22 protein-coding genes and 1 tRNA gene are annotated in these 26,432 nt (G+C 31.2%); 5 read left to right on the top strand and 18 right to left on the bottom strand.

The genetic code is table 11. The features are described from left to right. Window positions 1-38 precede the first annotated feature (38 nt). From H0I27_RS12520 to H0I27_RS12510, 3 genes are read right to left on the bottom strand one after another with little or no spacing between them, the layout of a single operon-like run. Window positions 39-578: an RsmD family RNA methyltransferase gene (locus H0I27_RS12520; protein ID WP_218731023.1), complete on the bottom strand. Its 540-nt coding sequence runs from the start codon at window positions 576-578 to the stop codon at window positions 39-41. Beyond that, on the bottom strand, window positions 575-1,411 hold the full coding sequence (locus H0I27_RS12515; protein WP_218731022.1) for a DUF3822 family protein: 837 nt from the start codon (window positions 1,409-1,411) through the stop codon (window positions 575-577). Before H0I27_RS12515 ends, H0I27_RS12520 begins: the two co-directional genes overlap by 4 nt. Next, window positions 1,380-2,114 carry a hypothetical protein gene (locus H0I27_RS12510; RefSeq protein WP_218731021.1) on the bottom strand — a complete coding sequence of 245 codons (735 nt, stop codon included), beginning with the start codon at window positions 2,112-2,114 and terminating at the stop codon, window positions 1,380-1,382. The genes H0I27_RS12515 and H0I27_RS12510 overlap by 32 nt, the downstream gene beginning before the upstream one ends. Before the next feature lie 105 nt (window positions 2,115-2,219). Between H0I27_RS12510 and H0I27_RS12505 the strand changes: the two genes are divergently transcribed. Continuing rightward, window positions 2,220-3,644 (top strand): ATP-dependent RecD-like DNA helicase, encoded by a 1,425-nt coding sequence (locus H0I27_RS12505; RefSeq protein WP_218731020.1) that lies wholly within the window; start codon window positions 2,220-2,222, stop codon window positions 3,642-3,644. 31 nt (window positions 3,645-3,675) lie between these two features. Here the strand turns inward: H0I27_RS12505 and H0I27_RS12500 are convergent, their stop codons facing one another. Continuing rightward, on the bottom strand, window positions 3,676-4,626 hold the full coding sequence (locus tag H0I27_RS12500; protein ID WP_218731019.1) for a lipid A deacylase LpxR family protein: 951 nt from the start codon (window positions 4,624-4,626) through the stop codon (window positions 3,676-3,678). A gap of 93 nt (window positions 4,627-4,719) precedes the next feature. On the opposite strand from H0I27_RS12500, the gene ppk2 (H0I27_RS12495) reads away from it, so the two are divergent. Further along, on the top strand, window positions 4,720-5,574 hold the full coding sequence (ppk2, locus tag H0I27_RS12495; RefSeq protein ID WP_218731018.1) for a polyphosphate kinase 2: 855 nt from the start codon (window positions 4,720-4,722) through the stop codon (window positions 5,572-5,574). Window positions 5,575-5,581: 7 nt separating this feature from the next. After that, on the top strand, window positions 5,582-6,361 hold the full coding sequence (gene ppk2, locus H0I27_RS12490; RefSeq protein WP_218731017.1) for a polyphosphate kinase 2: 780 nt from the start codon (window positions 5,582-5,584) through the stop codon (window positions 6,359-6,361). 67 nt (window positions 6,362-6,428) lie between these two features. Here ppk2 (H0I27_RS12490) and H0I27_RS12485 read toward each other — a convergent pair. The 10 genes from H0I27_RS12485 to H0I27_RS12440 form a co-directional block, all read right to left on the bottom strand. After that, a tRNA-Gly gene (locus tag H0I27_RS12485) sits at window positions 6,429-6,501 on the bottom strand. Window positions 6,502-6,566: 65 nt separating this feature from the next. Next, window positions 6,567-7,013: a GNAT family N-acetyltransferase gene (locus tag H0I27_RS12480; RefSeq protein ID WP_218731016.1), complete on the bottom strand. Its 447-nt coding sequence runs from the start codon at window positions 7,011-7,013 to the stop codon at window positions 6,567-6,569. Between the two features lie 198 nt (window positions 7,014-7,211). Then, window positions 7,212-7,853 (bottom strand): alpha/beta hydrolase, encoded by a 642-nt coding sequence (locus tag H0I27_RS12475; RefSeq protein ID WP_218731015.1) that lies wholly within the window; start codon window positions 7,851-7,853, stop codon window positions 7,212-7,214. Between the two features lie 21 nt (window positions 7,854-7,874). Next, window positions 7,875-8,201 carry a hypothetical protein gene (locus tag H0I27_RS12470; protein ID WP_165733665.1) on the bottom strand — a complete coding sequence of 109 codons (327 nt, stop codon included), beginning with the start codon at window positions 8,199-8,201 and terminating at the stop codon, window positions 7,875-7,877. Between the two features lie 5 nt (window positions 8,202-8,206). Beyond that, window positions 8,207-9,460: a dihydroorotase family protein gene (locus H0I27_RS12465; protein ID WP_218731014.1), complete on the bottom strand. Its 1,254-nt coding sequence runs from the start codon at window positions 9,458-9,460 to the stop codon at window positions 8,207-8,209. Continuing rightward, window positions 9,457-11,406, bottom strand: coding sequence for a BatA domain-containing protein (locus H0I27_RS12460; protein ID WP_218731013.1), 1,950 nt, complete (start codon window positions 11,404-11,406; stop codon window positions 9,457-9,459). The genes H0I27_RS12465 and H0I27_RS12460 overlap by 4 nt, the downstream gene beginning before the upstream one ends. 198 nt (window positions 11,407-11,604) lie before the next feature. Continuing rightward, window positions 11,605-12,369 carry a TIGR02757 family protein gene (locus tag H0I27_RS12455; RefSeq protein WP_218731012.1) on the bottom strand — a complete coding sequence of 255 codons (765 nt, stop codon included), beginning with the start codon at window positions 12,367-12,369 and terminating at the stop codon, window positions 11,605-11,607. A 6-nt stretch (window positions 12,370-12,375) separates the two neighbouring features. Then, complete coding sequence (locus H0I27_RS12450) at window positions 12,376-12,921, bottom strand: CPBP family intramembrane glutamic endopeptidase (RefSeq protein ID WP_218731011.1); 546 nt, start codon at window positions 12,919-12,921, stop codon at window positions 12,376-12,378. A 45-nt stretch (window positions 12,922-12,966) separates the two neighbouring features. Then, window positions 12,967-13,629 carry an ABC transporter ATP-binding protein gene (locus tag H0I27_RS12445; protein WP_218731010.1) on the bottom strand — a complete coding sequence of 221 codons (663 nt, stop codon included), beginning with the start codon at window positions 13,627-13,629 and terminating at the stop codon, window positions 12,967-12,969. Window positions 13,630-13,737: 108 nt separating this feature from the next. Then, entirely contained in the window at window positions 13,738-16,161 is a 2,424-nt protein-coding gene (locus H0I27_RS12440) for a DUF5916 domain-containing protein (RefSeq protein WP_218731009.1), read from the bottom strand. 237 nt (window positions 16,162-16,398) lie between these two features. On the opposite strand from H0I27_RS12440, the gene sucC reads away from it, so the two are divergent. Both sucC and H0I27_RS12430 read left to right on the top strand, forming a co-directional pair. After that, window positions 16,399-17,595 carry an ADP-forming succinate--CoA ligase subunit beta gene (gene sucC, locus H0I27_RS12435; RefSeq protein WP_218731008.1) on the top strand — a complete coding sequence of 399 codons (1,197 nt, stop codon included), beginning with the start codon at window positions 16,399-16,401 and terminating at the stop codon, window positions 17,593-17,595. Window positions 17,596-17,693: 98 nt separating this feature from the next. Further along, entirely contained in the window at window positions 17,694-18,257 is a 564-nt protein-coding gene (locus tag H0I27_RS12430; RefSeq protein WP_218731007.1) for a hypothetical protein, read from the top strand. A gap of 99 nt (window positions 18,258-18,356) precedes the next feature. Here H0I27_RS12430 and H0I27_RS12425 read toward each other — a convergent pair whose 3' ends face one another. The 4 genes from H0I27_RS12425 to H0I27_RS12410 are packed head-to-tail and all read right to left on the bottom strand — an operon-like array spanning window position 18,357 to window position 26,314. Next, on the bottom strand, window positions 18,357-20,309 hold the full coding sequence (locus H0I27_RS12425; RefSeq protein WP_218731006.1) for a heavy metal translocating P-type ATPase: 1,953 nt from the start codon (window positions 20,307-20,309) through the stop codon (window positions 18,357-18,359). Between the two features lie 56 nt (window positions 20,310-20,365). Continuing rightward, window positions 20,366-20,785, bottom strand: a complete 420-nt coding sequence (locus H0I27_RS12420) for a Fur family transcriptional regulator (RefSeq protein WP_218731005.1) — start codon at window positions 20,783-20,785, stop codon at window positions 20,366-20,368. Beyond that, window positions 20,785-21,975, bottom strand: a complete 1,191-nt coding sequence (locus H0I27_RS12415) for an efflux RND transporter periplasmic adaptor subunit (protein WP_218731004.1) — start codon at window positions 21,973-21,975, stop codon at window positions 20,785-20,787. The genes H0I27_RS12420 and H0I27_RS12415 overlap by 1 nt, the downstream gene beginning before the upstream one ends. A gap of 4 nt (window positions 21,976-21,979) precedes the next feature. Next, window positions 21,980-26,314: a CusA/CzcA family heavy metal efflux RND transporter gene (locus H0I27_RS12410; protein WP_218731003.1), complete on the bottom strand. Its 4,335-nt coding sequence runs from the start codon at window positions 26,312-26,314 to the stop codon at window positions 21,980-21,982. Window positions 26,315-26,432: the final 118 nt, after the last annotated feature.

Raw genomic sequence — 26,432 nt, 5'->3', positions numbered from 1 at the left:
CGTGTTTTTTTTATGAGTAAACTTTTAATTGATAAAAATTATTCGTTTTCAAAGAAACTAAATACATTTCCTCCGTAGCGCTTGTCGTAACTGTGGTTTTCATGTTTAGAAAGTTCTGTATGTTTAGAGTGTTCAACAATTAAAACACCTTCTTCCTTTAGTAGTTTTCTAGTAAAAACTAAATCTACTATTTTTAAAAATTGTTCTTCTTCAAAATCGTAAGGTGGGTCAGCAAAAATAATATCTGCTTGTAAAGAAGTCTTTTCTAAAAACTTGTAAACATCACTTTTAAAAGTATTTATTGGTAAGTCTAAAACTTTAGCTGTTTCGTTGATATATTTTATACATCCAAAGTGAGCATCTATAGCGTAAATATCTTTTGTTCCTCTAGAACCAAATTCGTAACTAATGTTTCCTGTACCAGAAAAAAGGTCTATTACAGCAATACTATCAAAGAAATACGTGTTATTTAAAATGTTAAACAACGATTCCTTTGCCATATCTGTTGTAGGGCGAACAGGTAAGTTCTTAGGCGCTGATAAACGTCTACTTTTGTGTTTTCCAGAAATTATTCTCATGAATTTAAAAGTATATAATTAGAATGTTTAGAAGCATCTAATTCATTAAAAATTTTGTTGTTGCTTTCTAAAAAGGAAACATTTCTAATGTATTGATACGTTATTTTGTAAATTTCAGATTCTGGCTCAATATCTCCCGTAAAAAATAAACCTATTTTCTCTACATCTAACTTTAATTGTTCGAATGTAAATAAGATATAATAGATAAAATCTTCTTTTGTTTGAAAATTAAATGAATTGGAAAATTGCAATTGTTTATTTTCTAGTACAACAATGTCGTAATTTTCTTTAGAAACATTTACAAATACCTTTTTATCGTCAGAATTATTAGTTGAAATTAATTTTTCAATTAAAATAGTTAAATGATGTTGGTATTCAAACTCTCCAAAATTTTGAAATAAGTAATTATTAATATTTACATAAGGCACATATACATTTTTTGCATTGATGGTTTCTATATCATCATATGCAATAAAATCTGTGGCCAATGTTTTAATATTAAAGTTAAGATATTCAGAAAGTACGTCTTCAGAAAAATATTGATTAGGTACTAGTGAAAATAAATTGTTTTGATGAATAACTAAAACAGAAGAAAAATCTTTTTGTAAATGTATATCTGTTTTAAATATTTCTTCTATTTTTTTTAATAGATTCTCTGGAGTTAATTGTTTCTCTTTAAAAACATATTCAGAAAAATAATTAGTTTCTTTTGTAGTGTTGTTTATGATACAAAAAGAAAATCCATCCAAATTAAATTGAATGGATAACTTTGTATCTTTTGAGTGTGTTACAGTATTTCTACTATTCTTCTTGATCACGGTCTTTTTTATCATAAGCAGGAGGCCAGTTACCACCAGTTGAAACTTCATCTAAAGAACCTACAGAAACAAATTCTCCTTTAATTTGGTCTGTTGCAACTTGCTCTAATTCTTGTTTTAAAAGAGATTCATTCATTCCTTTTAAAATGTCTTTCTTATCTGTTTTTACATAGAATGTTGGTACTACCATTCCTGGTACTTTTTCTACTGTTCCTACTTCAATATCAAACTCTTTTCCTTCTACACCAGGTACTTTAAACATCTCTTTGTAGTTTTTACCTTTAAAGTATTTAGAAACTGGCTCGTAACCTATAGTATCTACTTTCTTTTTTTCTACATCAATAATAATTCCACCACCTCTATCTTCTTTTTCAACAACAGTTTTTGTTTCTGTTAAAGCTAATCTAGCAGTGTCAATAAATTGCAATAAAGCATTTTTGTCTTTAGTGTATGTTCCTGTTACTTCAAAATGTTTAACTTCTGCATCTCTAATTATTTTTAATTTATCAACAACTTTGCTGTACTTAACAACTTTTGTTTTGTTAAAAATAATTGGCTCCATAATACCGTAGTATATTTTAGAAACTAAAAAAGCGGTTAATGCCAAAAGTAATATAGAGGCAATCCACCTTAGTTTTAATGGTAAAAATTTAACTATAATAAAAGCTAGTAATATTGCAACTAAAACAGCTGCCAAAATCATTCCAAGTAATCCCATTGTTAAGTATTTTTTTTAATAGTCCTAAGGCAAATCTACAATTTTTTTTTTATGATAAAAACTTTTATTTACAAATCAATGTATCTTTGTTGTATTAATTTTTATATGATAAATAAAAGAGCCGATTTTTACGTAGAATTATTGAAAAAATTTCAATTTTCACCAACAACGAAGCAGAATAAATTATTAAATCTTTTAAGCGATTTTAGCTTTACAGAAGATACAGATGCATTGTTTTTATTAAAGGGGTACGCTGGTACCGGGAAAACAACAAGTATTAGTGCTTATGTTAATAGTTTGGGAGCTATTGGTAAAAAAGCAGTTTTACTAGCGCCAACAGGGCGAGCAGCAAAAGTAATTTCTATATATTCTAAAAGACCTGCATTTACAATTCATAAAAAAATATATTTTCCTAAAAAACAGTCAAATGGTGGTGTAGGTTTTGTTTTGCAACCTAATAAGCATAGAAATACTATTTTTATTGTGGATGAGGCTTCTATGATTCCTGATAGTAGGCAGAATCAACAATTATTCGATTCGGGATCATTATTAGACGATTTAATTAGATATGTGTACTCTGGTCATCAGTGTAAATTGATATTTATAGGTGATACTGCTCAATTACCTCCTGTAAAGTTAAATATTAGTCCTGCTTTAGAAGAAGATACCTTGGTGTATGACTATCATAAGAATGTCACTGAAATTGAATTAGATGAAGTTATGCGTCAGCATGAAGATTCTGGAATTCTTGCAAATGCTACCTTATTGAGGTTAATGATTCAAAATGATACTATTAATTTTAAGTTTGATGTTGATTTCCCTGATATTGTTCGTTTAGATGATGGTTATGATATAGAAGACGCTTTAGTTACTGCTTATGAAAGTGATGGTGTAGAGGATACTGCATTTATTGTGCGTTCTAATAAAAGAGCAAATGACTATAATCAGCAAATTAGAATGAAAATTCGTGGGCAAGAAAATGAAATTTCTGCTGGAGACTATATAATGGTTGTAAAAAACAACTATTTCTGGTTAAAAGAAAATTCAACCGCAGGTTTTATTGCCAATGGAGATATTTGTGAGGTCTTAAAAATATTTTCTATTAAAGAATTGTATGGTTTCAAATTTGCAGAAGTAGAAGTAAGTATGATTGATTATCCAGAAATGCAGCCTTTTGAAACCGTTTTGTTGTTAGATACTTTAACGAGTGAAACTCCTTCTTTAACTTATGAGGAATCTAATAAATTATATCAGGCAGTAAAAGAAGATTATGCACATTTAAAATCGAAGTCTAAACAGTTTCTGGAAATTAAAAAGAATTTGTTTTTTAATGCATTACAAGTTAAGTTTTCTTATGCTATGACCTGCCATAAATCTCAAGGAGGGCAATGGAAAACTGTGTTTATAGAGCAGCCTTATTTACCCGAAGGAGTATCTAAAGAATATTATAGATGGTTGTATACCGCATTAACTAGGGCGCAAGAAAAATTATATTTAATCGGTTTTAAAGATGAGTTTTTTGAGGAATAGTTACGAGCTATTTTTGTTAATTAAAATTAGGTTATTTCAATAGATAGTTAATTGCGATGCTACCGTATCTATGTCCATTCGTAAATCGTAAATCTTTAGATTTGCTTGTATTGTAGTGAAATGAGTATCCAAAGTTAAAACGGTTTGCAGTAAATTTTAATCCTAATTCTAGGTGAAAGACAATTGGCTTTAAATCCTTTGTAATTGGGCTCGTTTTGTTGAGGAAACTTCCCTGTAAAGTTGCGTCATAAACTGCGTAACGCAACATTGGTTTTATGTAAAAAAAAGATTCAACTTCTCTAAAGTAATTAGTATGTTCGTTATTTAGGTTTGTATCAAAGGCAATTGAATTAGCTAAGTTCTGAAGAGGTTTTAATCCAATTCTACTATAAACTCCTGTAGAAATATTTGTATAGACAGAACCTAAATTTACGTTGTTGGTCCAAGTGATGTCAAAAAGCTGGTTTTGGTTGTTTACAATTGTTTTTAAATATTCCACATTAAAATTTAAAGCAAAAGCATTTTCTATTTGATGTTCCCAGCCTACTGCTTCTTTAAAGCCATAAACATTATGTATCAACTCTTGTAATTCTTCTGCGTAAGAATTACTGCCTATTACCCCAATTTGAGCAGTAGTGTTAAAAATTTGGTTGTTCTTATAGATTCTTTTTATGCCGAAGCTCCCATATAAATACCCTGCAAAAGGTCTGTCGTGATTGCTAGCGTTTTGAACTGTAGCTTTAAAAGGAGTATACATTTCCTGATTTATTTTCCATTCTAAAATTCGTTTATCCAAAGACTCTTTTTTATTTTTAGAAAGGTAGCTATAACTTAAGAAAATTCCACTTGTATAATATCTATCTCTAACTGTAGAAACATATAAATCGTTATCTGTGATTAAGCTAATTTCTTTTGAGAATTTTTCTTGAGCAATTGTGTATGACGATATAAAGACAACTAGAATAAGTATAAAGTATTTCATAAGTAACAAATATAAAATAACTTATTTAAAATGATTTTTTTTTAATGCATTTCTAAAAAAAAGTAGTTATTTTAGTCCGAGTAAATAGAATTTATGGAAATTAAAGAAGGATTAAGTTCAGAAGACTTTAAGAATGTTAAAAACAATCAAGAGTTATTAGCACTTATAGGAGAAAAGAATGCTGCTTGTAAGAAAGTAAAGAAAACAATTATTTATAATGAAGAGCTAAGGTTGCTTCAGATAGAGCTTGTTAAATTACAAAGATGGATTTCTAATAACAACAAGCGTGTTGCAATTATTTTTGAAGGAAGAGATGCTGCCGGTAAAGGTGGTAATATTCGTAGGTTTATGGAGCACCTAAACCCACGTTCTAGTAGGTTGGTTGCTTTAAATAAACCTACAGAAATAGAAAAAGGACAATGGTATTTTCAACGTTATATAAAAGAATTGCCAAACCCTGGTGAAATTGTTTTTTTTGATAGAAGCTGGTATAATAGAGCGGTAGTAGAGCCTGTTATGGGGTTTTGTTCAGATCAACAATATAAAGAGTTTTTAGTGCAAGTGCCCGAGTTTGAGCATATGATGTACGAAGACGGGGTTATTATTATTAAGTTTTGGTTATCAATTAGTAAAGAAGAGCAACTAAAGCGTTTTGAAGGCAGAAAAGAAAATCCATTAAAAAGATGGAAATTTAGTCCTGTTGATAAGCAAGGGCAAATTCTTTGGGATAGATACACGCATTATAAGGGCGAGATGTTCTCTAAGACACATACCTCTTACAGTCCTTGGATGATGATAAAAACGAATGATAAAAAAGTAGCAAGGTTAGAAGCTATTAGGCACGTATTATCTCAGTTTGATTATGAGGATAAAGAAGCAAAAACAGTATTAACCCCAGATCCTAATGTTGTAATGCGTTATTATAGATCTAATACTAATATAGATTAAATTTAATATGGAAATATCACCTAAAAATTTAAAAAAACTAAATTCTAAGAAAGGTTTGTTAGCGCTTTTGTCTAAAGAACCTTTAAATATAGAAAGAGCCATTAGATACGTAGATTATCAAAAGAAGCTTGAGGGCTTGCAAGTAGAATTGATTCGTTTACAAAAATGGGCTATTAATAATAATGAAAGGATAATTATTGTTTTTCAGGGTAGAGATGCTGCAGGTAAGGGAGGAGCGATTAGAAGATTAACAGAACGTATCAATCCGCGTCATATGCGTATTGTTGCGCTGCCGAAACCATCGGAAGATGAGCAGTCTCAATGGTATTTTCAGAGATATGTAGAGCAGTTCCCAAAAGCAGGAGAAATAGTGTTTTTCGATAGAAGTTGGTACAACAGAGCGGTTATAGAACCTGTTAATGACTTTTGTACACAAGAGGAATATAAAATATTTATGAACCAGGTTAATGATTTCGAAAGAATGATTTTAGAATCGGGAATTCATTTAGTTAAAATATATATGTCTATTTCTAAAAAAGAGCAAGCAAAACGTTTTGCAGACATAAAAAGTGATCCATTAAAGCAATGGAAAATGACAAAGTTAGATGAAAAGGCTCAATTGCTGTGGGATGATTATACAGAGTATAAAAAAGCAATGTTTGAGAAAACAAATACAGATATTTCTCCTTGGAAGATAATAAGAGCAAATAGAAAAACAGAAGCGCGTGTAAATGTAATTAATCACATTTTAAACCGTATTCCTTATGATAAAGATTTAGAGGTTTAAAAACTTCTAAATCTTTTTTAATATTTTAAACAAAAAAAAGACTTCATATTAAATATGAAGTCTTTTGAGCGAAAGACCGGGTTCGAACCGGCGACATTCAGCTTGGAAGGCTGACGCTCTACCAACTGAGCTACTTTCGCATTATTGGTAAGCGGTTGCAAATATAATATGTTTTTTGAGTTCCGCAAGCTTTTTTTTGAAAAAATTAATAAAATTTTTTATCGTCTCGTAAAACCTTTAAAAAATGGAAGCCATAGATGTTGTATCCTTCATTATAATAGAACTTATGAGATTTAGGATTGCTAGAATAAGCATTTAGCTCAATCGCTTCGCAGCCTTTATTTTTAACGTGACTATCTATCCAATTAAAGAATTGTTTTCCAAGTCCTTGTCCACGAACAGAGTCGTCAATAATTACGTGATCTGGCTCTACGGATTTACCAATATAGTGTCTTGTAGAGTACCAAAGTCCAGATATTCCTACTAATTTTTCATCAACATATAGACCTACGCATTCGTAATTGGTGTTTTTTGATATTTCTATCACGCGTTCTTTTAATATATCTAAAGGAGTTTTTGAATTTAATTTTGTTAAAAGCGGAATTATTGTCAAAATTTCTTCTGCTTCAATTACTTTTATTAGCGTATTCATGCGTTATAATTTAATGGTAAATGTATTGTTGGGTTTTATTTGTGGTTCAAATTTATAAATAAGATAGATTTCTGTCTATTGCTGAGTTTTATTTATTTGTAAATAAAAAGCCTCAAACGAGTGTTTGAGGTTCTTTATATGTCTTTTAAAGCTTTTATTGATTCTGTATACACTTTTAAAAGTTTAAAATAAACAAGCTTATAAACGTTCTTCAATCCAGGTTTTAAAACTATAAAAATTCTGTGGAGCAACTCCGTGACCTACCGGATATTCTGAGTACACGTTTTTAAAATCTAAACTATCTAAGAAAGGTTTGCTTTTTCGAGCCCATTCTATAGGTAAAACTTGGTCTACAGAACCATGAGAGCAATAGTAGTCTGTTTTAATCTCTTTAGAAATAGATGCAGGTAGTAGTTCTGTATTAATGTAACCACTTAATGCAATTACATGCTGTACTTTATTTGGGTAGAAAAAACTTAAAGAATAACTTAATATAGCACCTTGACTAAAACCTAATAAAAAAGTTTTGTCTGAGGCTGTATTGTATTTTGCTTTTATTTCATCAATAAAAATGGCAATTTTATCTATAGATTCTTTTGCTTGTTTTAGATCTGAGAACTTACCATTTACATCATCAAAATTAATAGCGTACCAAGCGTAGCTACCGGCACCCAATGCATTAGGTGCTTGTGCGCTGATAATTAAAAATTCATCTGGTAATTCTTCAGCAAAAGAGAATAAATCTTGTTCATTACTTCCGTAACCATGTAATAAAATTAATAATGGCGGGTTTTCAGCTATTGTTTTTGGTTGCCTAACTATGTATTGTAAATCGCTCATTTATATTCTTTTTTAATCTAATTATATGTTCTTAAACCATTCTTGAAACTGATCTCCAACTACAGGAATAATTTTTTCTTCACCTTTAACAGCTCCCATTAATGAAATAACCCATAAAACCAATAAAATAGTACTTACAATTATTCCTGCTGTATTTCCTAGGTAGTTATAAATAATCCATCCGTTTAAAAATTGAATTAAATTTAAGCCTATCATTTGTCTGATGTAAAAATTAGCAAAAGAATTCTTTGTGCTGTTGTTCATGAAAAAAGCAATGATTAAGCCTATAATCCAAAAATGACTTATAATTGCCATTGTTTTTCCTTCGTTTGCTGTCTGATTTTGCATGCTGTTTATTTTAATATTAATTGATTGTTAGCGTAAATTCCGTAGGCTTTCCCTTTTAATTTTTTATCTAAAAAAGCGCTGTTTTTAGAGGTTGATAAAATATCCTCTTTTGTAAAAGTGTAATTCTGTTCAGGATTGAATAAAGTAATTTCAGCTTTATTGTTTTCTTGAATAGAAAGATTTTCTATACCAAAAATAGCTTTTGGTTTACTTGTAATATTTTCTATAAAATCTTCTAAACCTAAAACTGAATTAATTGCTCCAAAAGCACTTTCTAAACCAATAGTTCCGTCTTTTGCTTCACTAAATTCTAATTTTTTATGCTCTATGTCAATAGGGTTGTGGTCTGAAGTGATAATATCAATAACTCCAGATTTAATTCCTTTTATCAGGCTTTTTAAATCGGTTTTAGTTCTTAAAGGAGGGTTTACCTTAAAGTTACTGTCGAAACCATGTAATTCATCGTCAGATAAAGTTAAATGATGTACAGAGACACTGCAGGTAACTTGCAAGCCTTTCTTTTTAGCTTCTTTAATTAGCTCAACAGATTTTGTGGTAGAAATAGTTGGAATATGTAATTTTCCTCCTGTATATTCTAATAAATATAGATCTCTTGCAATTTGTATGTGCTCTGCTAAAGCAGGGCTTCCTTTCAATCCTAATCTCGTGCTATTAATGCCTTCATTTGCAATTCCTTCTCCTGCAATAGAGTTGTTTTTAGGAAAGCTAAAAATCAAGCCATCAAAATTCTGAGCATACAAAAGTGCAATTTTCATCAAATTATCTTTTGCAATTGGCTTGTTGTAATCTGCAAAAGCAATGGCACCAGATTGTTGCATGTCATACAATTCGGCAATATCAACACCTTTGCTGTTTTGTGTTAGTGCAGCAATAGGGTAGAGGCTTGTAGCAAATCCGTTTGCTTTGTGTATTAAATACTCAACCGCTGCCTTATTGTCTATTACTGGGTTTGAGTTTGCGTTTACTGCTACGGCTGTAAAGCCACTTTTTGCAGCAACATTTAATCCGTTTTTAATGTTTTCTCGTTCTTCATAGCCAGGTTCCCCAAAAGAAACACTCGAATCAAACCAACCACAAGAAACATGCAAGTTATCTAGCGTTACCACTTGATAATTGTTGTCTTCTATAGAATCCTCAATTTTAGTAATGATTCCGTTGGTAATTAAAATGTCTTTTTGTTGGTGATGATATGGGCTTGAAGTATCTATAATCGTTGCCGATTTTAAAAGCGTAGTCATGGTTTATAGAATTTTAAAATCAAAATTTCTAAAAGCAAAGATACAATTGCCAACGATAAAAACCATTTCCAAAGCCAATGAACTTCATTTTTTTTGTTGATTTTTTTAAAAACGTCTGCAACTGAATTAGAAACAGTAATATTTTGATTGGTTTCTTTTAGTTCATTTAAGTCCAGAAAATTTAACAAACTTTCTTCCTTAGCATAATTGTATGCAATTTTTTGAATGGTATCTGTATTTTGTAGGATGCTATATATGCCAGATTTTAATGGTTGTTCTTTTGTGGTGATACTTATTTTATTTTGAAATTTCTTTTGCAACGGAATAAAAGAATTTTCAGAATTTGCAATTTTTAACACCTTGTCTTTTTTAATATTTGTTTCAATATCAATGGTGTTTTCTGATGCAATTCTATAGAATAATTTAGGGTGTTTAAAACTCATTTTTCCGAAGTTGTAAAACACAGGAACTATTAAAGGAGAATTTATAAAATTACTGTTTTTTGTGTCTAGAGAACTCGATATCCAAAAGGTGTTATTTTCTCCATTTTTAATTTGAGAAATAAAAGAACTTCCGTTTTCAAAAGCTACAATTGTACTTTTATTATTTGAAGAGAAAGGGTAGTAATGTTGCACTGTTGGATATTGAAAATTTGTCACTTTTTTTGAAAATACATTTTGAAAAAGTGGATGCTTATAGTTGATGTTTGTAATTTTTAAACTGTCTGTTTTTTTAGGTTGAATTTTACCTAAACTCAAATTTTGAAACAAAGAATTGTAAGAATTAATATTCAAGTTTTTATGTGGAATAATTACAAGACTTCCTCCGTTTTTAAAAAATTCAATGATTTTTTTAGATAGTATTTCAGTTATATCTTCTACCTCATTTAGGATAATTAATTGCTGTTTTAAAATGGAATTATAGTTGGTGTTTTGGACTGTAGATTGTGTGAGGTTAAATTCATTTTTAGTGTAAATTTTTGGAAGGAAATTAGCTTTGTTTCCGATTGATAAAATATTGATTTTTTGATCATTTTTTATGGTGAAATAAAATACATTATCAAAGGCGAAAGTGTCGCTAAAATTAATGGTTATTTTACCGTTAAATTCTGCCTGGTTTTGAATTTTAAATTGAACGTTTTTTAAAGTGTCTTTTTTAAAAGAGGAGGAGAGTTTACTAATTAGTTTGTTATTGTTGTAAACAGCAACAGGAATGTTGTTTTTTGTTTCCCCTTGGTTTTTTACAAGAACATTGAGTGTGAAATTATTGCCGCTATAATCAGTAACGAAAACACTGTCTATAGAAATGTTGTTTTTTATGGAAGATTCTAGTTTTATGGCTGATAAATCAGGTGTTACATTTGTAAACTCGTTTTTGTAAGTGTTATGAAAATCAGATATTAATATTGTTCTATTTAGAGTGTTGGTTTTACTTTTTGTTTTTGAGTCGAATTTTAGTAAAACAGTAGGTAAATCTAATTTTTTTGAAGTTTCTTTAACCTTTAATAGAACGTTTTTTAGTTCTGACTTTGTAATTCTGTCGTAGAAACTGGAATTTGTCTGCAGCGAATATACATCTTTTTCTGATGCGTTTTCTATAATTTCTTGGGCTGCTATTTGTAATAAATTCCCTCTTTTTCCTTTTGTATTTGTACTTAAAGAGTTGTCTAAATAGATGAAGTTATGTTGTTTTTTGTTTGCTGTTTTGTTGCTGAAATAAGGTTGTGAAAATGCAAAAATAATAGCGGTAAATAAAAGTGTTCTTGTACCTAATATTAACCACTTTTTTATACGTGAACTTTTACGTGTTTGTTGTGCTAATTTTTGTAAAAAAGCAACATTTGTAAAAGGTACTTTTACGAACTTTTGTAGTTGAAAAAGATGCACTATAATCGGTATGATTAACAGTGCTAAAAAGTATAATATTTCTGGGTTTTTAAATTGCATTTATCATGTTTAGATGTGATTCGAAAAAAGTTAAATTTAAAAAATAGATTTAGAAATGTGAAAGATAATCTTTTGAAATTAAAACGAAATAATAACCTTTAATTTGAAAATAGAAATAGCAGAACAAGGGATAAAAAGGAACTTTAGATTAGTTGTAATAAACTGCTTTATTTGTCTTTTTTAGAGTTTTGAGAGTCGTTAAAATTTTTCAAAAACACCTAAACCAAACAAAGCGAAATCATATTTTACTGGGTCATTTGGATCTAGTTTTCGCAAGTTTGTATCTAATTCAGAAAGTGCTTTCCAGTCGTTTTGTTTCCTTAAAAGGAGTTTTAATTTACGCGCAACATTACCAGAATGTACGTCTAATGGGCATGATAAATTTGCTGGTTTGTGGGTTTTCCAAATGCCAAAATCTACCCCAGAATTATCGTTTCTAACCATCCATCTTAAGAACATATTTATCCTTTTTGCGGCCGAGTTTTTTAGTGGATCTGAGATGTGTTTTTGAGTTCTTTGTTGATGAGGAGTTTCAAAAAAAACTTGTTTTAGATGATGAATTGCATGCTTATAATCGGTCTGTTTTTCATCAACCAACAACACCTTTTCTAGTCCTTGGTGATGCGTGTAAATGTGTTTTAAAGACGTTATAAATTGTTGTAAATCGATTGAATTAAAAGTTCTGTGCACGAAGTTTTCAAGAATTTTTAAATCATTTTCTTCATGATTTATAACAAAATCAAAAGGAGAATGATCAAAATAATCCATCATTTTAGTGGCGTTTTTAATAATCATGGTTCGATTTCCCCAAGAAATAGTTGCTGTTAAAAAGCCTGAAATTTCAATATCTTCCTTTTTTGTGAACAAATGCGGAATCTGAATTGGGTCAGATTCAATAAAATTAGGGGTGTTATATAGAACTACCTTCTCGTCTAAAAATTCTTTTAATTCAGATTTCTTCATATTTATCTACTCAAATAAAAAACTCATTAAAAATAAAAAACCATTATAACTTCCATGAAGTAACATCGCCCATAATAAGCCAAATTTTACTCTTATATATCCAAAATAACCACCAACTAATAATTGTGGTAAGATTAATATGGGAGAGAGTAATAGGACGTTTGTGGTGATTTCAAAATTGCTAATATGTATAAAACCAAAAATTAGTGTAAAAATATAAAAGGCATATTTAAACGATTTAGGTTTTACAAAAATAGTAATTGGGGCTCTAAATAAGGTTTCTTCTAAAATAGGAGTAAGGATAGAACCTAATAATAAAACTTGAATAAAAGACAAGTCTTTAAACATTTCTTCTAGTTTATGAGTTTCAAAATCTACAAGTTGTAACTCTTGAATTAAACTGAATAAAGGAGTGATTATAATGCTGGTTGCTATGCTTATAACAAATAGGTGAAAGAATACTTTAATGCGATAACCAGCATTCTTATTGGGATCTATGCCTGGTACTGGATTTTTTAAATAGCTAATTACATTGTTAAAGGTTTCTTTCATTATCTAGGTTTATTTATAAGTAGTATTAAACTTAGAAATGTTACACTATTCTATAATTTTACCGTCAATCATGGTTAATTTTCTATCTGCCATGTTTGCTAATTCTTCATTATGCGTAATAATTACAAAGGTTTGTCCAAATTCATCACGCAATTTAAAGAACAATTCGTGTAAGTTTTTAGCAGATTCACTATCTAGATTACCACTAGGTTCATCCGCTAATATAACGGAAGGATTGTTAATTAATGCTCTGGCAACGGCAACTCTTTGTTGTTCTCCTCCAGAAAGTTCGTTTGGTTTGTGACTTATTCTGTGCGATAATCCTAAAAATGTAAGTATTTCTTTAGCTCTTGTTTCTGTTTCTAATTTCGATTTTTTAGCAATAAAAGCAGGAATACAAACATTTTCTAAAGCCGTAAATTCTGGTAATAATTGATGAAATTGAAATATAAAGCCAATATGCTGGTTTCTAAAAGAAGAAAGTTTTTTGTCTGCGAGGTTTTTTAGTGAAACGTTATTTAGTTTTAACTCGTAGTTTTGATCTTTTTGAGGTTTGTCTAAGGTGCCTAAAATTTGAAGTAAAGTTGTTTTTCCTGCTCCGGATGGACCAACAATAGCAACGATTTCTCCTTTTTTAATATGTAAATCTACTCCTTTTAAAACTTCTACATCCCCATAATATTTGTGAATGTTTTTACCTATTATCATACCTATAACTTTGTAACGAATGTATAAAAAAGACTTTAATTTTACTCATAAAAAAACGGATATCCTTTGTTATTAAGAATATCCGTTGTGTTTATAAAGTAAGAAGTTTTAAAAAATATTTTTCAATTTGTTATAATCGATAAAATAAACAAGCCTAACAGAAAACGTATGTCTTTGTGATTCCTTAAATAAGTTGTCTAAGTTTTTACTGAAATTTAAGTCTGCGTTTGTGTCTTCATTAAAAATTGCATTTCTGTAAAAAGCAATTAACTGACTCCCTGGGGCAAATTGCCAAATGTAACTCAGGTCTAAATTCCAACTATTAAAGTTTACATTATCGCTATTATAGGTTGTGTTTGAGTCTAATCCACCGTTTGTGTTAAGATTGTAGTAATCGTTATAGTTCACAGCGCCCCAATAATGTCTAAAACTAAGAGATAAAGAAGAATTGGTGCTAAAACTATATTTACTAGCAATGGTGTTGGTGTAGTTTTTTCGATCTCTTTTACCGAAGATAATGTTGGTGTTTACTTTATCTACAAAACCTAAATCATTATCCGTTTTATTATAATCTAATTGATATTGTAAAGAAAACTGATTTGTAAATCTATAACGAGGTGCAATGCTAAAGCCGTAAGCTGCCTTGTTGTAATTGTTGTAGGCAGAATAATAAATATCTGCATTCACTTCTAATTTTTTTTGTGAGTTGGTAGAGATCCAAATATTTATATTTTTTCTTTCTGGTTGTAGAAAATAAATGCCACTTGTAGATCCTTGTCTTGGTTCAAAGAAATCTTTTTCTTCTGTATTGTAGTTTAAGTTTCCTCCAAAAGTAAATCTATTTCTTGTCTGGGCTTCAATTCCTGCACTAACAGTAAAACCAGTATAAATGCCAGAATAATGTTGAAAATTAGCATTGTTGTAGTAGTAAATATTATACCAATTATAATTTTTGGTTGGCTGTAAAGTTCGCCACCCTGCGCTACCATAAATAGATTGTTCGTTGTTGCTAAAAAGAATTCCTAAATCATTCGGGTTAAAATCTTTGTTTTCAAAATTATAACCCAATTCCCAGTTCCAGTGATCAGAATTATATCCAAAGCTATTATCAAATGTATACCCGGTGTTTGGGTTGTTAATGTCATCAGAAATATTACTCATCTTAACAGAGCCATCTGCATTGTATTTACTGTCTTTTGTTTCTATGTGCCAATCTAAAGCAGTTACATTTGCATCTCTAAACCTGCCGTCTCTTGTAACATTTGTGTTGATTAATGTTACTGTAGAATTCTGATTAAACTGTTGGTCTAAAACTAAAATATTGTAGTTTGTAAAAGGGGCTATCACTTCTTTTCTAGTGTCTCCAGTAGAATTATTTTTTATGGTTGCTTCTGTTTTTTCTGTAATGGCATTAAAAAATCCAATTCCCAGTCCGCTTTTTGTTCTTCCAGAAACTTTTATAGCATTTAACATGGTTACTTTACTTGGGTAATCTGTAGTTTCTTCATCCGAAGTTAAAGTGCTTTCTACGTTAAATTGATCTATTGGGTCACTACCTATTCTTCTAGAGTAAAAAAGGTTTGCTTTGTTAAATAATTCGGTTCCTTCTGTAAAAAATTGCCTTTGTTCAGTAAATTGTTGTTCAAAAGGGCCTAAATTTAATTCAACATCATCAAAACCAACCTGACTAAAATCTGGAATTAGAGTAGCATCTAAAGTAAAATTTTCAGTTAAACCATATTTAATATCCATTCCAACACTCCAATCATATTTTGTATGTCCTTCAAAAGTATTAGCAGTTGCAGAAGCATATGGGTAAAGATTTAATCTTGTTGGTGGTTTAAGATCTATAAAATCTTCAATTAAACCATCGTATTGCGTCCATCTTCCAACAGCATTGTCAATGTGCGTCCAGGTATGATGAGCGTTTAATTTCTCTAACCTTCGGTGAAAATTAAACCCCCAAGATTGTATTGGTCTGTTTGCAAAACGAAGTGCTCTGTAGGGAATTTTCATTTCTACAGCCCAACCTTTATCATTAATTTTTGCAACACTTTCCCAAACAGCACTCCAATTAAAGTCTTCATCTCCGTTAGAAACTTTAGCATCAGCTTGGTTTCCGGTAGTTTGAACTAAAAATTCAAAAGGATTTTGACCATCGTCGTTAGGGTTTATGGTAACCATAAAGAAGTCTGCAATACTAAAATTATCTCTTGTTGCAAACTCCTGCGGAATACCTTCTGGGTCTGGATCGTTCATTTGAGCAGAAATATAGATGGCATCATCATCATAAATAACCTTAACAGTTGTTTGATATTCTTCTAAAACTAATTTACCATTATTTGGTCTTAAGTCAACAAAGTCTGTACAAACTTCTGCCTTTTCCCATACTACATCATTTAAAAGACCATCTATTTTAAGAGTTTTTTTAACCCTTGTAGTTTTAATAGTTTTTCTGTTTTTTTTATTTTGAGCAGATAGCGGAGCTATTGATAACACTGCAATAAGCAGTAGAATTATTCTTTTAAACATATAATTTTTGGTTGATTATCTGTACGTACAAAACCAATATCTCTTTTCTGTTTTAGATACATAAGTCTATTTTGTTCGTTATTATAAAGACGAGTATCTTGTTAAAATGTTACACTTTTTTGTAATAAAATATCTCTATAAAATTTAAGATAAATAGCATTAATAAATTTTTAATAGAAACTTTGCACCTTTTTATATATGAATTTGTATTTTTGATTCCGTTTTAAACATTTACAGATGAACTTACACGAATATCAAGGAAAAGAAATATTAAACAGTTTTGGCGTTAGAATACAACGTGGAATTGTTGCAAGTACTCCTGCAGAGGCAGTAGAAGTTGCGAAAAAGCTTACAGAAGAAACAGGAACTGGTTGGCATGTAATTAAAGCACAAGTTCACGCAGGTGGTCGTGGTAAAGGTGGTGGAGTTAAGTTGGCTAAAAACTTAGACGAAGTAAAAAGTATTTCTGATGATATTTTAGGAATGATGTTAGTTACTCCTCAAACTTCTGCAGAAGGAAAATTAGTGAATCAAGTTTTAATCTGTGAGGATGTATATTATCCTGGAGATTCTGAGCCAGATGAATACTATATGTCTGTCTTATTAAACAGAGCAACTGGTAAAAACATGATTATGTATTCTACAGAAGGTGGAATGGATATTGAAACTGTTGCAGAAGAAACTCCGCACTTAATTTTTACTGAAGAAATTGATCCTTTATTAGGAATCATGCCTTTTCAAGCACGTAAAGTTGCTTTTAACTTAGGTTTATCTGGAGTTGCTTTTAAAGAAATGACAAAATTTGTTACCAATTTATACAAAGCGTATATTGGTTCAGATTCTGCTATGTTTGAAATTAATCCAGTATTAAAAACATCTGATTCTAAAATTATGGCAGTTGATGCTAAAGTTTCTTTAGATGAAAATGCATTATACAGACATAAAGATTATGCAGCAATGCGTGATTTACGTGAAGAAAACCCAATTGAGGTTGAAGCAAAAGCTGCTGGTTTAAACTATGTAGATTTAGATGGAAACGTCGGTTGTATGGTAAACGGAGCTGGTTTAGCAATGGGAACTATGGATTTAATTAAAGAATCTGGAGGAGAGCCTGCTAACTTTTTAGACGTTGGTGGTACTGCAGATGCAGCTAGAGTTGAAACTGCTTTCGGTATTATCTTAAAAGACCCGAATGTAAAAGCAATTTTAGTAAACATTTTTGGAGGTATTGTACGTTGTGATAGAGTTGCACAAGGTGTTGTAGATGCTTACAGAAGTATGGGAGACAAAATTACTGTGCCAATTATTTGTAGATTACAAGGTACAAACGCTGTTGAAGCAAAAGAATTAATTGACAATTCTGGAATGGAAATTATTTCTGCTACAGAATTTCAAGAAGCTGCAGATAAAGTTGCTGAAGTTTTAGGAGCTTAATACTTAAAGTTTTATAAATACTTAAAACGCCTCATGTAAATGAGGTGTTTTTTTATGCTTAAAAAGTGTATCTTCATCCGATTATTTAAAATTAAAATATGAAAAAATTAGTATTTCTATTATTGTTACCAATTCAATTATTAGCACAAGGTGTACCAAATTCTGTAGTGTTTTGGGATGCTTTAGCAACACATTGTGGCAAATCTTATGAAGGAGAAATTGTTGCAGGAGGAAAAGAAGGCGATGGTTTTACAGGTGAGAAATTAGTAATGCATGTGCGTTCTTGTGAAGAAAATACCATTAGAATTCCTTTTTTTGTGGGTGATGACAAATCTAGAACGTGGGTTTTTACAATGGATAAAGATAATTTGATTCAATTAAAACACGATCATAGGCACAAAGATGGATCAGAATATAAAATTACACAATATGGAGGCATGAGTTCGAATGTTGGGTTAGCTAATCTTCAAGTTTTTCCTGCGGATAAACAAACTGCAGATTTAATTCCGTCAGCAGCAACCAATGTTTGGTGGGTAACTATTGATGAAACAAGTTTTACATATAATCTAAGAAGAATTGGTTCTGAAAGATACTTTTCTGTAAAGTTTGATGTCACAAAAGAAATTGAAACACCTTCTGCTCCTTGGGGAAGTGAAGAGTAGTCTTGCTTAAAGAGTAAATAAGTTAAAAAGCCTCACTTAAATTGAACTGATTTCAGTTTAAGTGAGACTTTATTTTGTTTTAATAAGTAATTATGATGCTTAATCGTACTGCATTTTTTGTAGTCTAACTGCATTTAAAATGGCTAATAAAGCAACGCCTACATCAGCAAAAACGGCTTCCCACATGGTTGCTAAGCCCAGAGTTCCTAAAATCATTACAACTAATTTTACACCAAAAGCGAGTGCTATATTTTGCCATATAATTTTACGTGTAGAACGACTTATTTTTATCGCTTTTATTACTTTAGAAGGTTGATCTGTCTGAATAATAACATCTGCAGTTTCAATGGCAACATCACTACCTAAACCTCCCATGGCAATACCAACATCACTTGTAGCTAAAACGGGTGCGTCATTAATACCATCACCAATAAATGCAATTTTATTTGCAGGATTTTGCTTTAAAAGTTCTACTTCATGTAATTTGTCTTCTGGTAATAATCCGCCTTTGGCGATTTTAATACCTAATTCTGATGCTACTTTTTGAGTAATAGAATCTTTATCACCAGAAAGCATTATAATGTTTTCAATACCGATTTTATGTAGGTTGATAATGGTTTGTTTTGTATCGTCTTTTAATTCATCTGCAATTACTACATAACCAACAAAGACTCCGTCAATGGCAACTAAAACAATCGATTCTACAATGTTTTCAACTTCTTGAGGAACTTCAATTTTGTTAGCGATCATTAAAGCTTTGTTACCAACTAAAGCAGTTCTTCTATTCACGATTCCTTTTAAACCTTTTCCTGCAATCTCAGATACTTCTGTAGCTTTAAAATATACTTCTTCTGCTTTGTATTCTAAGATCGCTTTTGCAATTGGGTGCGTAGATTGTTCTTCTATAGCAAAAAGGTATTTCATAAACTCCTTTTCTTCCCAACCAATCGTTTTAATGTTTTTAATTTTAAAAACACCTTTCGTTACAGTTCCTGTTTTGTCTAGAACCAATGTGTTTATTTTAGTCATGGTATCTAAAAAAGAAGCACCTTTAAATAGGATTCCGTTTTTAGAAGCTGCTCCTAATCCGCCAAAATAACCTAACGGAATAGAAATAACCAAAGCACAAGGACAAGAAATTACTAGGAAGATTAAGGCTTTATATAACCAATCTGCAAACACATAATTAACTACAAAAAAGTACGGTAAGAATGTTACAGCGATTGCAAGATATACCACAATTGGTGTGTAAATTTGTGCAAATTTTCTGATAAACAATTCCGTTTTAGATTTACGGGCTGTCGCATTTTGTACCAAATCTAAAATTCTAGCAATAGAACTGTCTTTAAATTCTTTGGTAACTTTAACTTCAATGACGCTTTCTAGGTTAATACTACCTGCAAATACAGTATCACCTTTTTTAATCGTATTCGGTTTGCTTTCTCCAGTTAATGCGGCAGTATTTAATGCCGCTTTTGTTGAAGTTAAAATTCCATCTAACGGAATTTTTTCTCCTACTCGAACCTGAATTTTCTCGCCAATAACAACTTCTTCTGGTGTTACGCTTTCTGTTTTTCCGTTTCTAAAAACATTGGCTTCTTTTGGGCGGACATCTAACAATGCCTTGATGTTTCCTTTTGCGCTATTTACTGCGGCATTTTGAAACAATTCGCCAACGGCATAAAATAGCATTACAGCAACACCTTCTGGATATTCGCCAATAACAAAGGCACCAACAGTTGCGATAGACATTAAGAAAAACTCGGTAAAAACAGCTCCTTTTTTAATACTTTTCCAACCTTCTTTAACTACGGGAAGTCCAACAGGTATATATGCGATTCCGTACCAAATAATTCTGACCCAATCTTTAAAAAAAGAAATATCAAAATAATCGAAGGTAATACCAGTCATCAACATTGTAAAACTTACAATTGCCGGAATATAGGCTTTAAAACCACCTGGTTCTCCATCGTGATTATGTCCATCATCATGATGATGCTCTTTTTCTGAACTTGGTTTTATATCTCTTAAATTGAGTTGCTTTTTTTTCATAATGCTTTTAATTATAGCTCAAAGATCCTATAAAATTCAATGCAACGGAAGTGCATTTATTGTTCACTACATTTATCACATATTCCTTTTACAACGAGGTTGATGTTTTCTGAAATAAAACCATCGGGTACTTTTATTTGTGGGATTTTATGATCTGTTAAGCAAACTGTTTCATTACAATGATTGCAATGAAAATGTAGGTGCAAATCGGTTTCAATTTCACAATTACATCCTTGTGCACAAAGGGCGTATTTAGTAATACCCGTTCCGTCATCAATTTGATGTACAATTGTCTTTTCTTCAAAAGTTTTAATGGTTCTGTATAAAGTTGTTCTGTCTGCTTTTTCAAAAGCATTTTCAATATCCGTTAAGGTAACAGCAACTTGTTTTTTTGCCAGAAACTTGTAAATAAGCAGTCGCATTGCTGTGACCCGAATATTGTTAGATTCTAAAAAATGTTCTATTGTTTGCGTCATTAATGTGAATGTTCTGCGTCTCCTTTTTTCATTTCTGCAATAAGGTAATACGCATTGTTATAAGCAAATTTTGTATTAGGATTTATTTCATTCGGAAAAGTTAAAGCGATCCAGTCACCATCTTTTTGGCCTGGAATAACCTCTACGGGTTTAAAACTCCAAGCATCATTTTCTTTTTCAACAGAAAAAACATAAAAATGATCTCCTTCTTTTGTAATAGCACTTTCTGGCAATGCCATTGTTTCTGTGCTTTCTACCTGAATTCTTCCTTTAATATACATTCCCGGAATTAAATTTCCTTCTTTATTTTCTATTTCTGCGTGTATGTGAATTGCTTTTGGATTTTCTTCAAAAGTTTTACCTACCGAATAAATTTCTGCAGTTAATTCTTGGTTAGGAATCGATTGAACATCAAACGTTATTTTCTGACCTTTCTTTACTTTGTAAACATCTTTTTCGAAAACCATTAAATCAGCATGCACGTGATGTGTGTCTACAATTTCGAATAATTCTGTTTGTGGATCTACATATTGACCCATTTTTACTTGAACTTTTTGCACAAAACCTTCAATTGGAGTTCGCAATGCAATACGTTGAAAAATAGTGCCATTTCTAACAGAAGAAGTATTTATGTTTAACAGTTTTAATTGTGCAGCCATTCCATTAACTAATGCTTTTGAAGCTTCATACTCAGCTGCTGCTTTTTGAAAATTAGCACCAGAACCAACGCCAGCTTTGTATAGTTTATCTTGACGCTCAAAACCCTTTTGTAGAAAATTACGATTGCTATAAGCATTTAAATATTCCGTTTGCATTTTTATAATATTTGGATGTGATAGGTAGGCCACAACCTGCCCTTTATTTATTTTGTCTCCTTCAATCACTTTAATAGAAACCACATTTGCACCTATAACTGTAGTTATTGCTGCTTCATTTTGTGGCGGAACCTCTAAGGTTCCATTTGCTTCTACAAAACCATTCATTTGTCTTGTAGTTATAGTTGCTACTTTCATTTTTAAAGCATCAAATTGTTGTGCAGAAAGCATCGCTTCTTCAAGATGTTCTTCTTGCTTTACTTCTGTTTTAACTTCTATATTGTGTGCATGTGTACCTGCTTTTTTATCACCGCATGAAGTTAATAAAACTGAGAGAATTAATACTGTTAGAATGTTATATATTGTGTTTTTCATTGTCTTAATTTTTAAAATATTGTAATTCAAAAGTACTTTCTAAATAATTTATAAATGCATCTTGTGCGTCTAATTCAGACTGTATGGCTTCCTTTATAAGTTGTGTAAATGCGGTATAATCAATCTCTCCTTCTTTGTAAGCAAATAAAGCACCTGTTTTTTGACTTTTTACAAGTGCTAAAACTTCTTCTTTATAAAACAACCAAGAAGTTTTCCATTTTTGATAATTTTCTTTTGCCTGAAATAATTTAGATTTAATTTCTTTCTGTTTGAATTGTACATTTGCTTTGGCTATTTCTGTATCTATTTTAGCAGTCTTAATTTGTGCTTTTGTTCTCCCAGATAAAAAGGGAATAGAAATACCTATTTGATAACTATAAAATCCGGAAACTCCTTGTACTTCCTGTAAACCTCCTTTAAGATTCAATTTAGGTAGGTTTTCTGCTTTTGCTACTTTATAGTTTGCTTCTGCTTCTGTTACTTGCAACTGAGAAAGACTGTATAATGGATGCAATTCTGGGTTAATCGCACTGATATCAATAGTATTTAGGTCTTCAAATTTATCTGATACGGTAAACAACTCATCAGAAACAAACCATAAATTGAATTGTTGTATTGCAATAATATATGCACTATAGGCTTGTTTTGTTTTATTCTGAATCTGTAACTTTTGATTTCTAGCCGCTAAATATTCTAATTTAGAGATCGCTTCTACTTCATAATTTAACTTTACAGATTTTTCGAAATTGGTATAAATTGAGTCTAATTCTTTATATAAATAGTAGTTGCTCTTTGTCTGAAATACTTTTGACCAAGCTTTTTTTACTTCTAGCTCTAAATCTAACTCAGAAAGTTGATAGGCTTTTTCAGCCAATTGAATACGTTGTTTATTTAATTTTCGTTTAGATGAAATTCCAAAAACATCAATGTTAGATTGCCCTAAACCAATAGTTGTGTAAACACCAGCACCATTGTTTAGTTCTTCTCCGCTTGTATAAATTTGAGTAGTACCAAAATCAAAAGCAGTACTTTTTAATAGTTGCTGTTTTTCAATTTGTAGTTGTCCTTGTTTTAAACTAGGATAATTTTCTTTTGATAATTTTAGAGCATCTTGCATTGAAAGTATCGGTAGCTTATTTACAGACTCTTGGGCATATCCTACGATAGGTAGTAAGAGTATAAATACTAAAATAGCGGTATTGGTAACGAGTTTTTTATTCATCTTAAAATTGAAAGTTTTGTTTTCTACCCAATGATATAAAATAGGTAAAACGAATAGTGTTAATAGGGTAGCCGACAATAAACCTCCAATAACAACGGTTGCTAAAGGTCTTTGCACTTCTGCGCCTGCAGATGATGAAATTGCCATTGGTAAAAAACCTAAAACATCGGTAAAAGCCGTTAACATTATAGGTCTAATACGTCTTTTGGTACCTTCTATAATTCTATCTTTTAAATTAGTAACACCTTCTTCTTTTAATTCATTTAAACCACTAATCATTACTAGTCCGTTAAGAACAGCAACTCCAAAGAGTACAATAAAACCAACACCTGCAGAAATACTAAAAGGCATGTCTCTAAGCCATAATGCAACAACACCGCCAATGGTTGCCATGGGGATTGCTATGTAAATCATTAAGGTTTGTGGTAGCGATTTTAATGCAAAATAAATCAATACAAAAATAAGTAACAAGGCAATCGGAACAACGGTTTGCAAGCGATTACTAGCACGTTCTAAGTTTTCAAAAGCGCCCCCATAGCGGATAAAATACCCAGAAGGTAATTCCAATTTCGCATCTAATTTTACTTTAATTTCTTCTACTAAAGATTTTACATCACGCCCTCTAACATTAATACCAACATAAGTTCTTCTATTGGTATTGTCTCTACTTATTTGCATAGGCCCCGATTTATAACTCACATCTGCAACTTCGCGAAGCGGAACTTGTATTCCAGAAGGCAAGTTGATAAATAAGTTTTGAACGTCTGAAATGTCTTTTCTATTTTCAGAATTTAAACGAACTACTAAATCAAAACGTTTTTCACCTTCAAAGATAATACCAGCGGTTCCTCCTGAAAATGCAGATTGAACAATCTGATTCAGCATGTTTATTTGCAAGCCATATTGCGCTAGTTTACTTCTATTATATGTGATGGTTATTTGTGGTAAACCTGTGGTAGCTTCCGTTTTCATATCACCAATACCTTTTGTTCCTGCAATAATTTTAGAAATTTCTTCGGCTTTTTTAGAAAGAATATCAATGTCTTCACCATAAATTTTTATAGCAATATCTTCACGAACACCTTCAAGCAATTCATTAAAACGCATTTCCATAGGTTGCGTGAATTCATAATTTACGCCTGGAATAATTTCTACGGCTTCTTTTATTTTTTCAATTAACTCGTCTTTAGAAGTTACAGTTGTCCATTCATTTTTAGGTTTCAGAATAACAAAAACATCAGCTAGATCCATAGGCATGGGGTCTGTAGGGATTTCTGCAACTCCTATTTTACTAACAACTTTTTTAACTTCTGGAAACTTAGACATTACAATTTGCTCAACTCGAGTTGTCGTTTCAAGTGTTTCTGTAAGAGAACTACCGGGTTTTAGAATAGCGTGAAATGCAATATCTCCTTCATCTAGTTGTGGTATAAATTCTCCTCCCATTTTAGAGAACATAAATACAGTTACACCAAATAAAACGACCGAGATACCAACAATTAGTTTTCCGTTTTTTAAAGCTTTCTCTAATATTGGTTGGTATTTTCGTTCTGTCCAAATCACAAATTTATCACCATACGATTTTTTGTCAGATTTAGGTGTTCTTAAAATTAAGGCAGACATCATTGGTACATATGTTAAGCAAAGAATCATGGCGCCAATCATGGCAAATATGAATGTTAAAGCCATTGGCTTAAACATTTTTCCTTCGATACCTTCTAATGCTAAAATGGGTAAAAACACAATTAAGATGATAAGTTGACCAAAAAAGGCTGCATTCATCATTTTTTTAGAAGCATTTGCTGCTACACCATCCCTTTCTTTTTGTGATAATTTCTTCTTTTTTAAGACTTGTGTAGCTATAATAAAAACAGTGCTTTCTACAATAATTACGGCTCCGTCAACAATAATTCCGAAATCTATAGCTCCTAAACTCATTAGGTTTGCCCAAACACCAAATGCATTCATTAAAATAAAAGCAACTAATAATGATAATGGAATTGTTGAAGCCACAATTAAGCCACCACGCCAATTACCTAATAAAAAAATGAGGACAAAAATGACGATTAGAGCGCCTTCAGTTAGGTTTTTCGAAACTGTAGATGTTGTTTCTTTAATCAGTTTACTTCTGTCTAATAAAGGTTCTATACTAACACCTTCTGGTAAAGATTTTTCAATCTCAGCCATTCTTTCCTTTACATTTTTTATAACATCATTGGAGTTTGCTCCTTTAAGCATCATTACTGTTCCGCCAACAACCTCACCATTTCCATCTTGAGTCATAGCACCATAACGAACGGCAGCACCATATTGAACGGTTGCAATATCTCCAATTGTAATTGGAATGTTATTAGTGTTTTTAATAACAATTTGTCTAATATCATCTAAATTTCTTGCCAATCCTTCTCCACGAATAAAGTTGGCTTGATGATTTTTTTCGATATAAGCACCTCCTGTATTTTGATTATTGGCTTCCAACGCTTCGAAAACATCGGTAATAGTTAAGCCAATTGCTCTTAATTCATTCGGATCTAAGGCAACTTCATATTGCTTAATTTTTCCGCCTATGGAGTTTACCTCAACAACACCTTTTACCATGGCCATTTGACGTTGTACAATCCAATCTTGCATGGTTCGCAAATCGGTAATTGAGTATTTGTCTTTAAATGCTGGCTTTACTTTTAAGGTGTATTGATAAATTTCTCCTAATCCAGAAGATATTGGTCCCATGGATGGTTCTCCAAATCCTTCGGGAATGTGAGCTTTAATATCGTTTAGTTTTTCTGCTACTAATTGACGTGGCAAATACGTGCCCATATCGTCATCAAAAACAACGGTAACAACAGACAGACCAAAGCGAGAAATAGAACGAATTTCTTGAACATTAGGCAGATTACTCATGGCAATTTCTACAGGGTAGGTTACTATCTGTTCAATATCTTCTGTGCCCAAGTTTGGCGCTTGGGTAATTACTTGTACTTGGTTGTTTGTAATATCTGGCACAGCATCTATAGGTACTTTGGTCATGCTCCAAATACCTGCTGCAATTATGGTAAGCGTAAGCAAACCAATAATAAACTTGTTATTGATTGAGAAATCAATGATTTTATTAATCATAAAAAAAGATTTAATTCAGTGAAACATCTCGATATAATTCAATTATATTAATAGAATCATTCGAAATAAAAAGAACCTAAAAGATTCAAAATGGGATATAAGTATCCTGTAAAAGAAT

Origin of the sequence: Polaribacter sp. HaHaR_3_91, assembly GCF_019278525.1 — a bacterium.
In the GTDB taxonomy this organism is placed as follows: Bacteria; Bacteroidota; Bacteroidia; order Flavobacteriales; family Flavobacteriaceae; genus Polaribacter.
This window is presented reverse-complemented; position numbering and strand designations above follow the sequence as displayed.

Bases quoted from the DNA above. Each gene is read 5' to 3' on its own strand.
- H0I27_RS12500 (WP_218731019.1), bottom strand. From the start codon at position 4,626: ATGAAATACTTTATACTTATTCTAGTTGTCTTTATATCGTCATACACA.
- H0I27_RS12425 (WP_218731006.1), bottom strand. From the start codon at position 20,309: ATGAAAAAAAAGCAACTCAATTTAAGAGATATAAAACCAAGTTCAGAA.
- H0I27_RS12515 (WP_218731022.1), bottom strand. From the start codon at position 1,411: ATGATAAAAAAGACCGTGATCAAGAAGAATAGTAGAAATACTGTAACA.
- H0I27_RS12510 (WP_218731021.1), bottom strand. From the start codon at position 2,114: ATGGGATTACTTGGAATGATTTTGGCAGCTGTTTTAGTTGCAATATTA.
- H0I27_RS12420 (WP_218731005.1), bottom strand. From the start codon at position 20,785: ATGACGCAAACAATAGAACATTTTTTAGAATCTAACAATATTCGGGTC.
- H0I27_RS12450 (WP_218731011.1), bottom strand. From the start codon at position 12,921: ATGAAAGAAACCTTTAACAATGTAATTAGCTATTTAAAAAATCCAGTA.
- H0I27_RS12480 (WP_218731016.1), bottom strand. From the start codon at position 7,013: ATGAATACGCTAATAAAAGTAATTGAAGCAGAAGAAATTTTGACAATA.
- sucC (WP_218731008.1), top strand. From the start codon at position 16,399: ATGAACTTACACGAATATCAAGGAAAAGAAATATTAAACAGTTTTGGC.
- H0I27_RS12465 (WP_218731014.1), bottom strand. From the start codon at position 9,460: ATGACTACGCTTTTAAAATCGGCAACGATTATAGATACTTCAAGCCCA.
- H0I27_RS12460 (WP_218731013.1), bottom strand. From the start codon at position 11,406: ATGCAATTTAAAAACCCAGAAATATTATACTTTTTAGCACTGTTAATC.
- ppk2 (WP_218731018.1), top strand. From the start codon at position 4,720: ATGGAAATTAAAGAAGGATTAAGTTCAGAAGACTTTAAGAATGTTAAA.
- H0I27_RS12455 (WP_218731012.1), bottom strand. From the start codon at position 12,369: ATGAAGAAATCTGAATTAAAAGAATTTTTAGACGAGAAGGTAGTTCTA.
- ppk2 (WP_218731017.1), top strand. From the start codon at position 5,582: ATGGAAATATCACCTAAAAATTTAAAAAAACTAAATTCTAAGAAAGGT.
- H0I27_RS12410 (WP_218731003.1), bottom strand. From the start codon at position 26,314: ATGATTAATAAAATCATTGATTTCTCAATCAATAACAAGTTTATTATT.
- H0I27_RS12520 (WP_218731023.1), bottom strand. From the start codon at position 578: ATGAGAATAATTTCTGGAAAACACAAAAGTAGACGTTTATCAGCGCCT.
- H0I27_RS12415 (WP_218731004.1), bottom strand. From the start codon at position 21,975: ATGAAAAACACAATATATAACATTCTAACAGTATTAATTCTCTCAGTT.
- H0I27_RS12475 (WP_218731015.1), bottom strand. From the start codon at position 7,853: ATGAGCGATTTACAATACATAGTTAGGCAACCAAAAACAATAGCTGAA.
- H0I27_RS12505 (WP_218731020.1), top strand. From the start codon at position 2,220: ATGATAAATAAAAGAGCCGATTTTTACGTAGAATTATTGAAAAAATTT.
- H0I27_RS12445 (WP_218731010.1), bottom strand. From the start codon at position 13,629: ATGATAATAGGTAAAAACATTCACAAATATTATGGGGATGTAGAAGTT.
- H0I27_RS12440 (WP_218731009.1), bottom strand. From the start codon at position 16,161: ATGTTTAAAAGAATAATTCTACTGCTTATTGCAGTGTTATCAATAGCT.
- H0I27_RS12430 (WP_218731007.1), top strand. From the start codon at position 17,694: ATGAAAAAATTAGTATTTCTATTATTGTTACCAATTCAATTATTAGCA.
- H0I27_RS12470 (WP_165733665.1), bottom strand. From the start codon at position 8,201: ATGCAAAATCAGACAGCAAACGAAGGAAAAACAATGGCAATTATAAGT.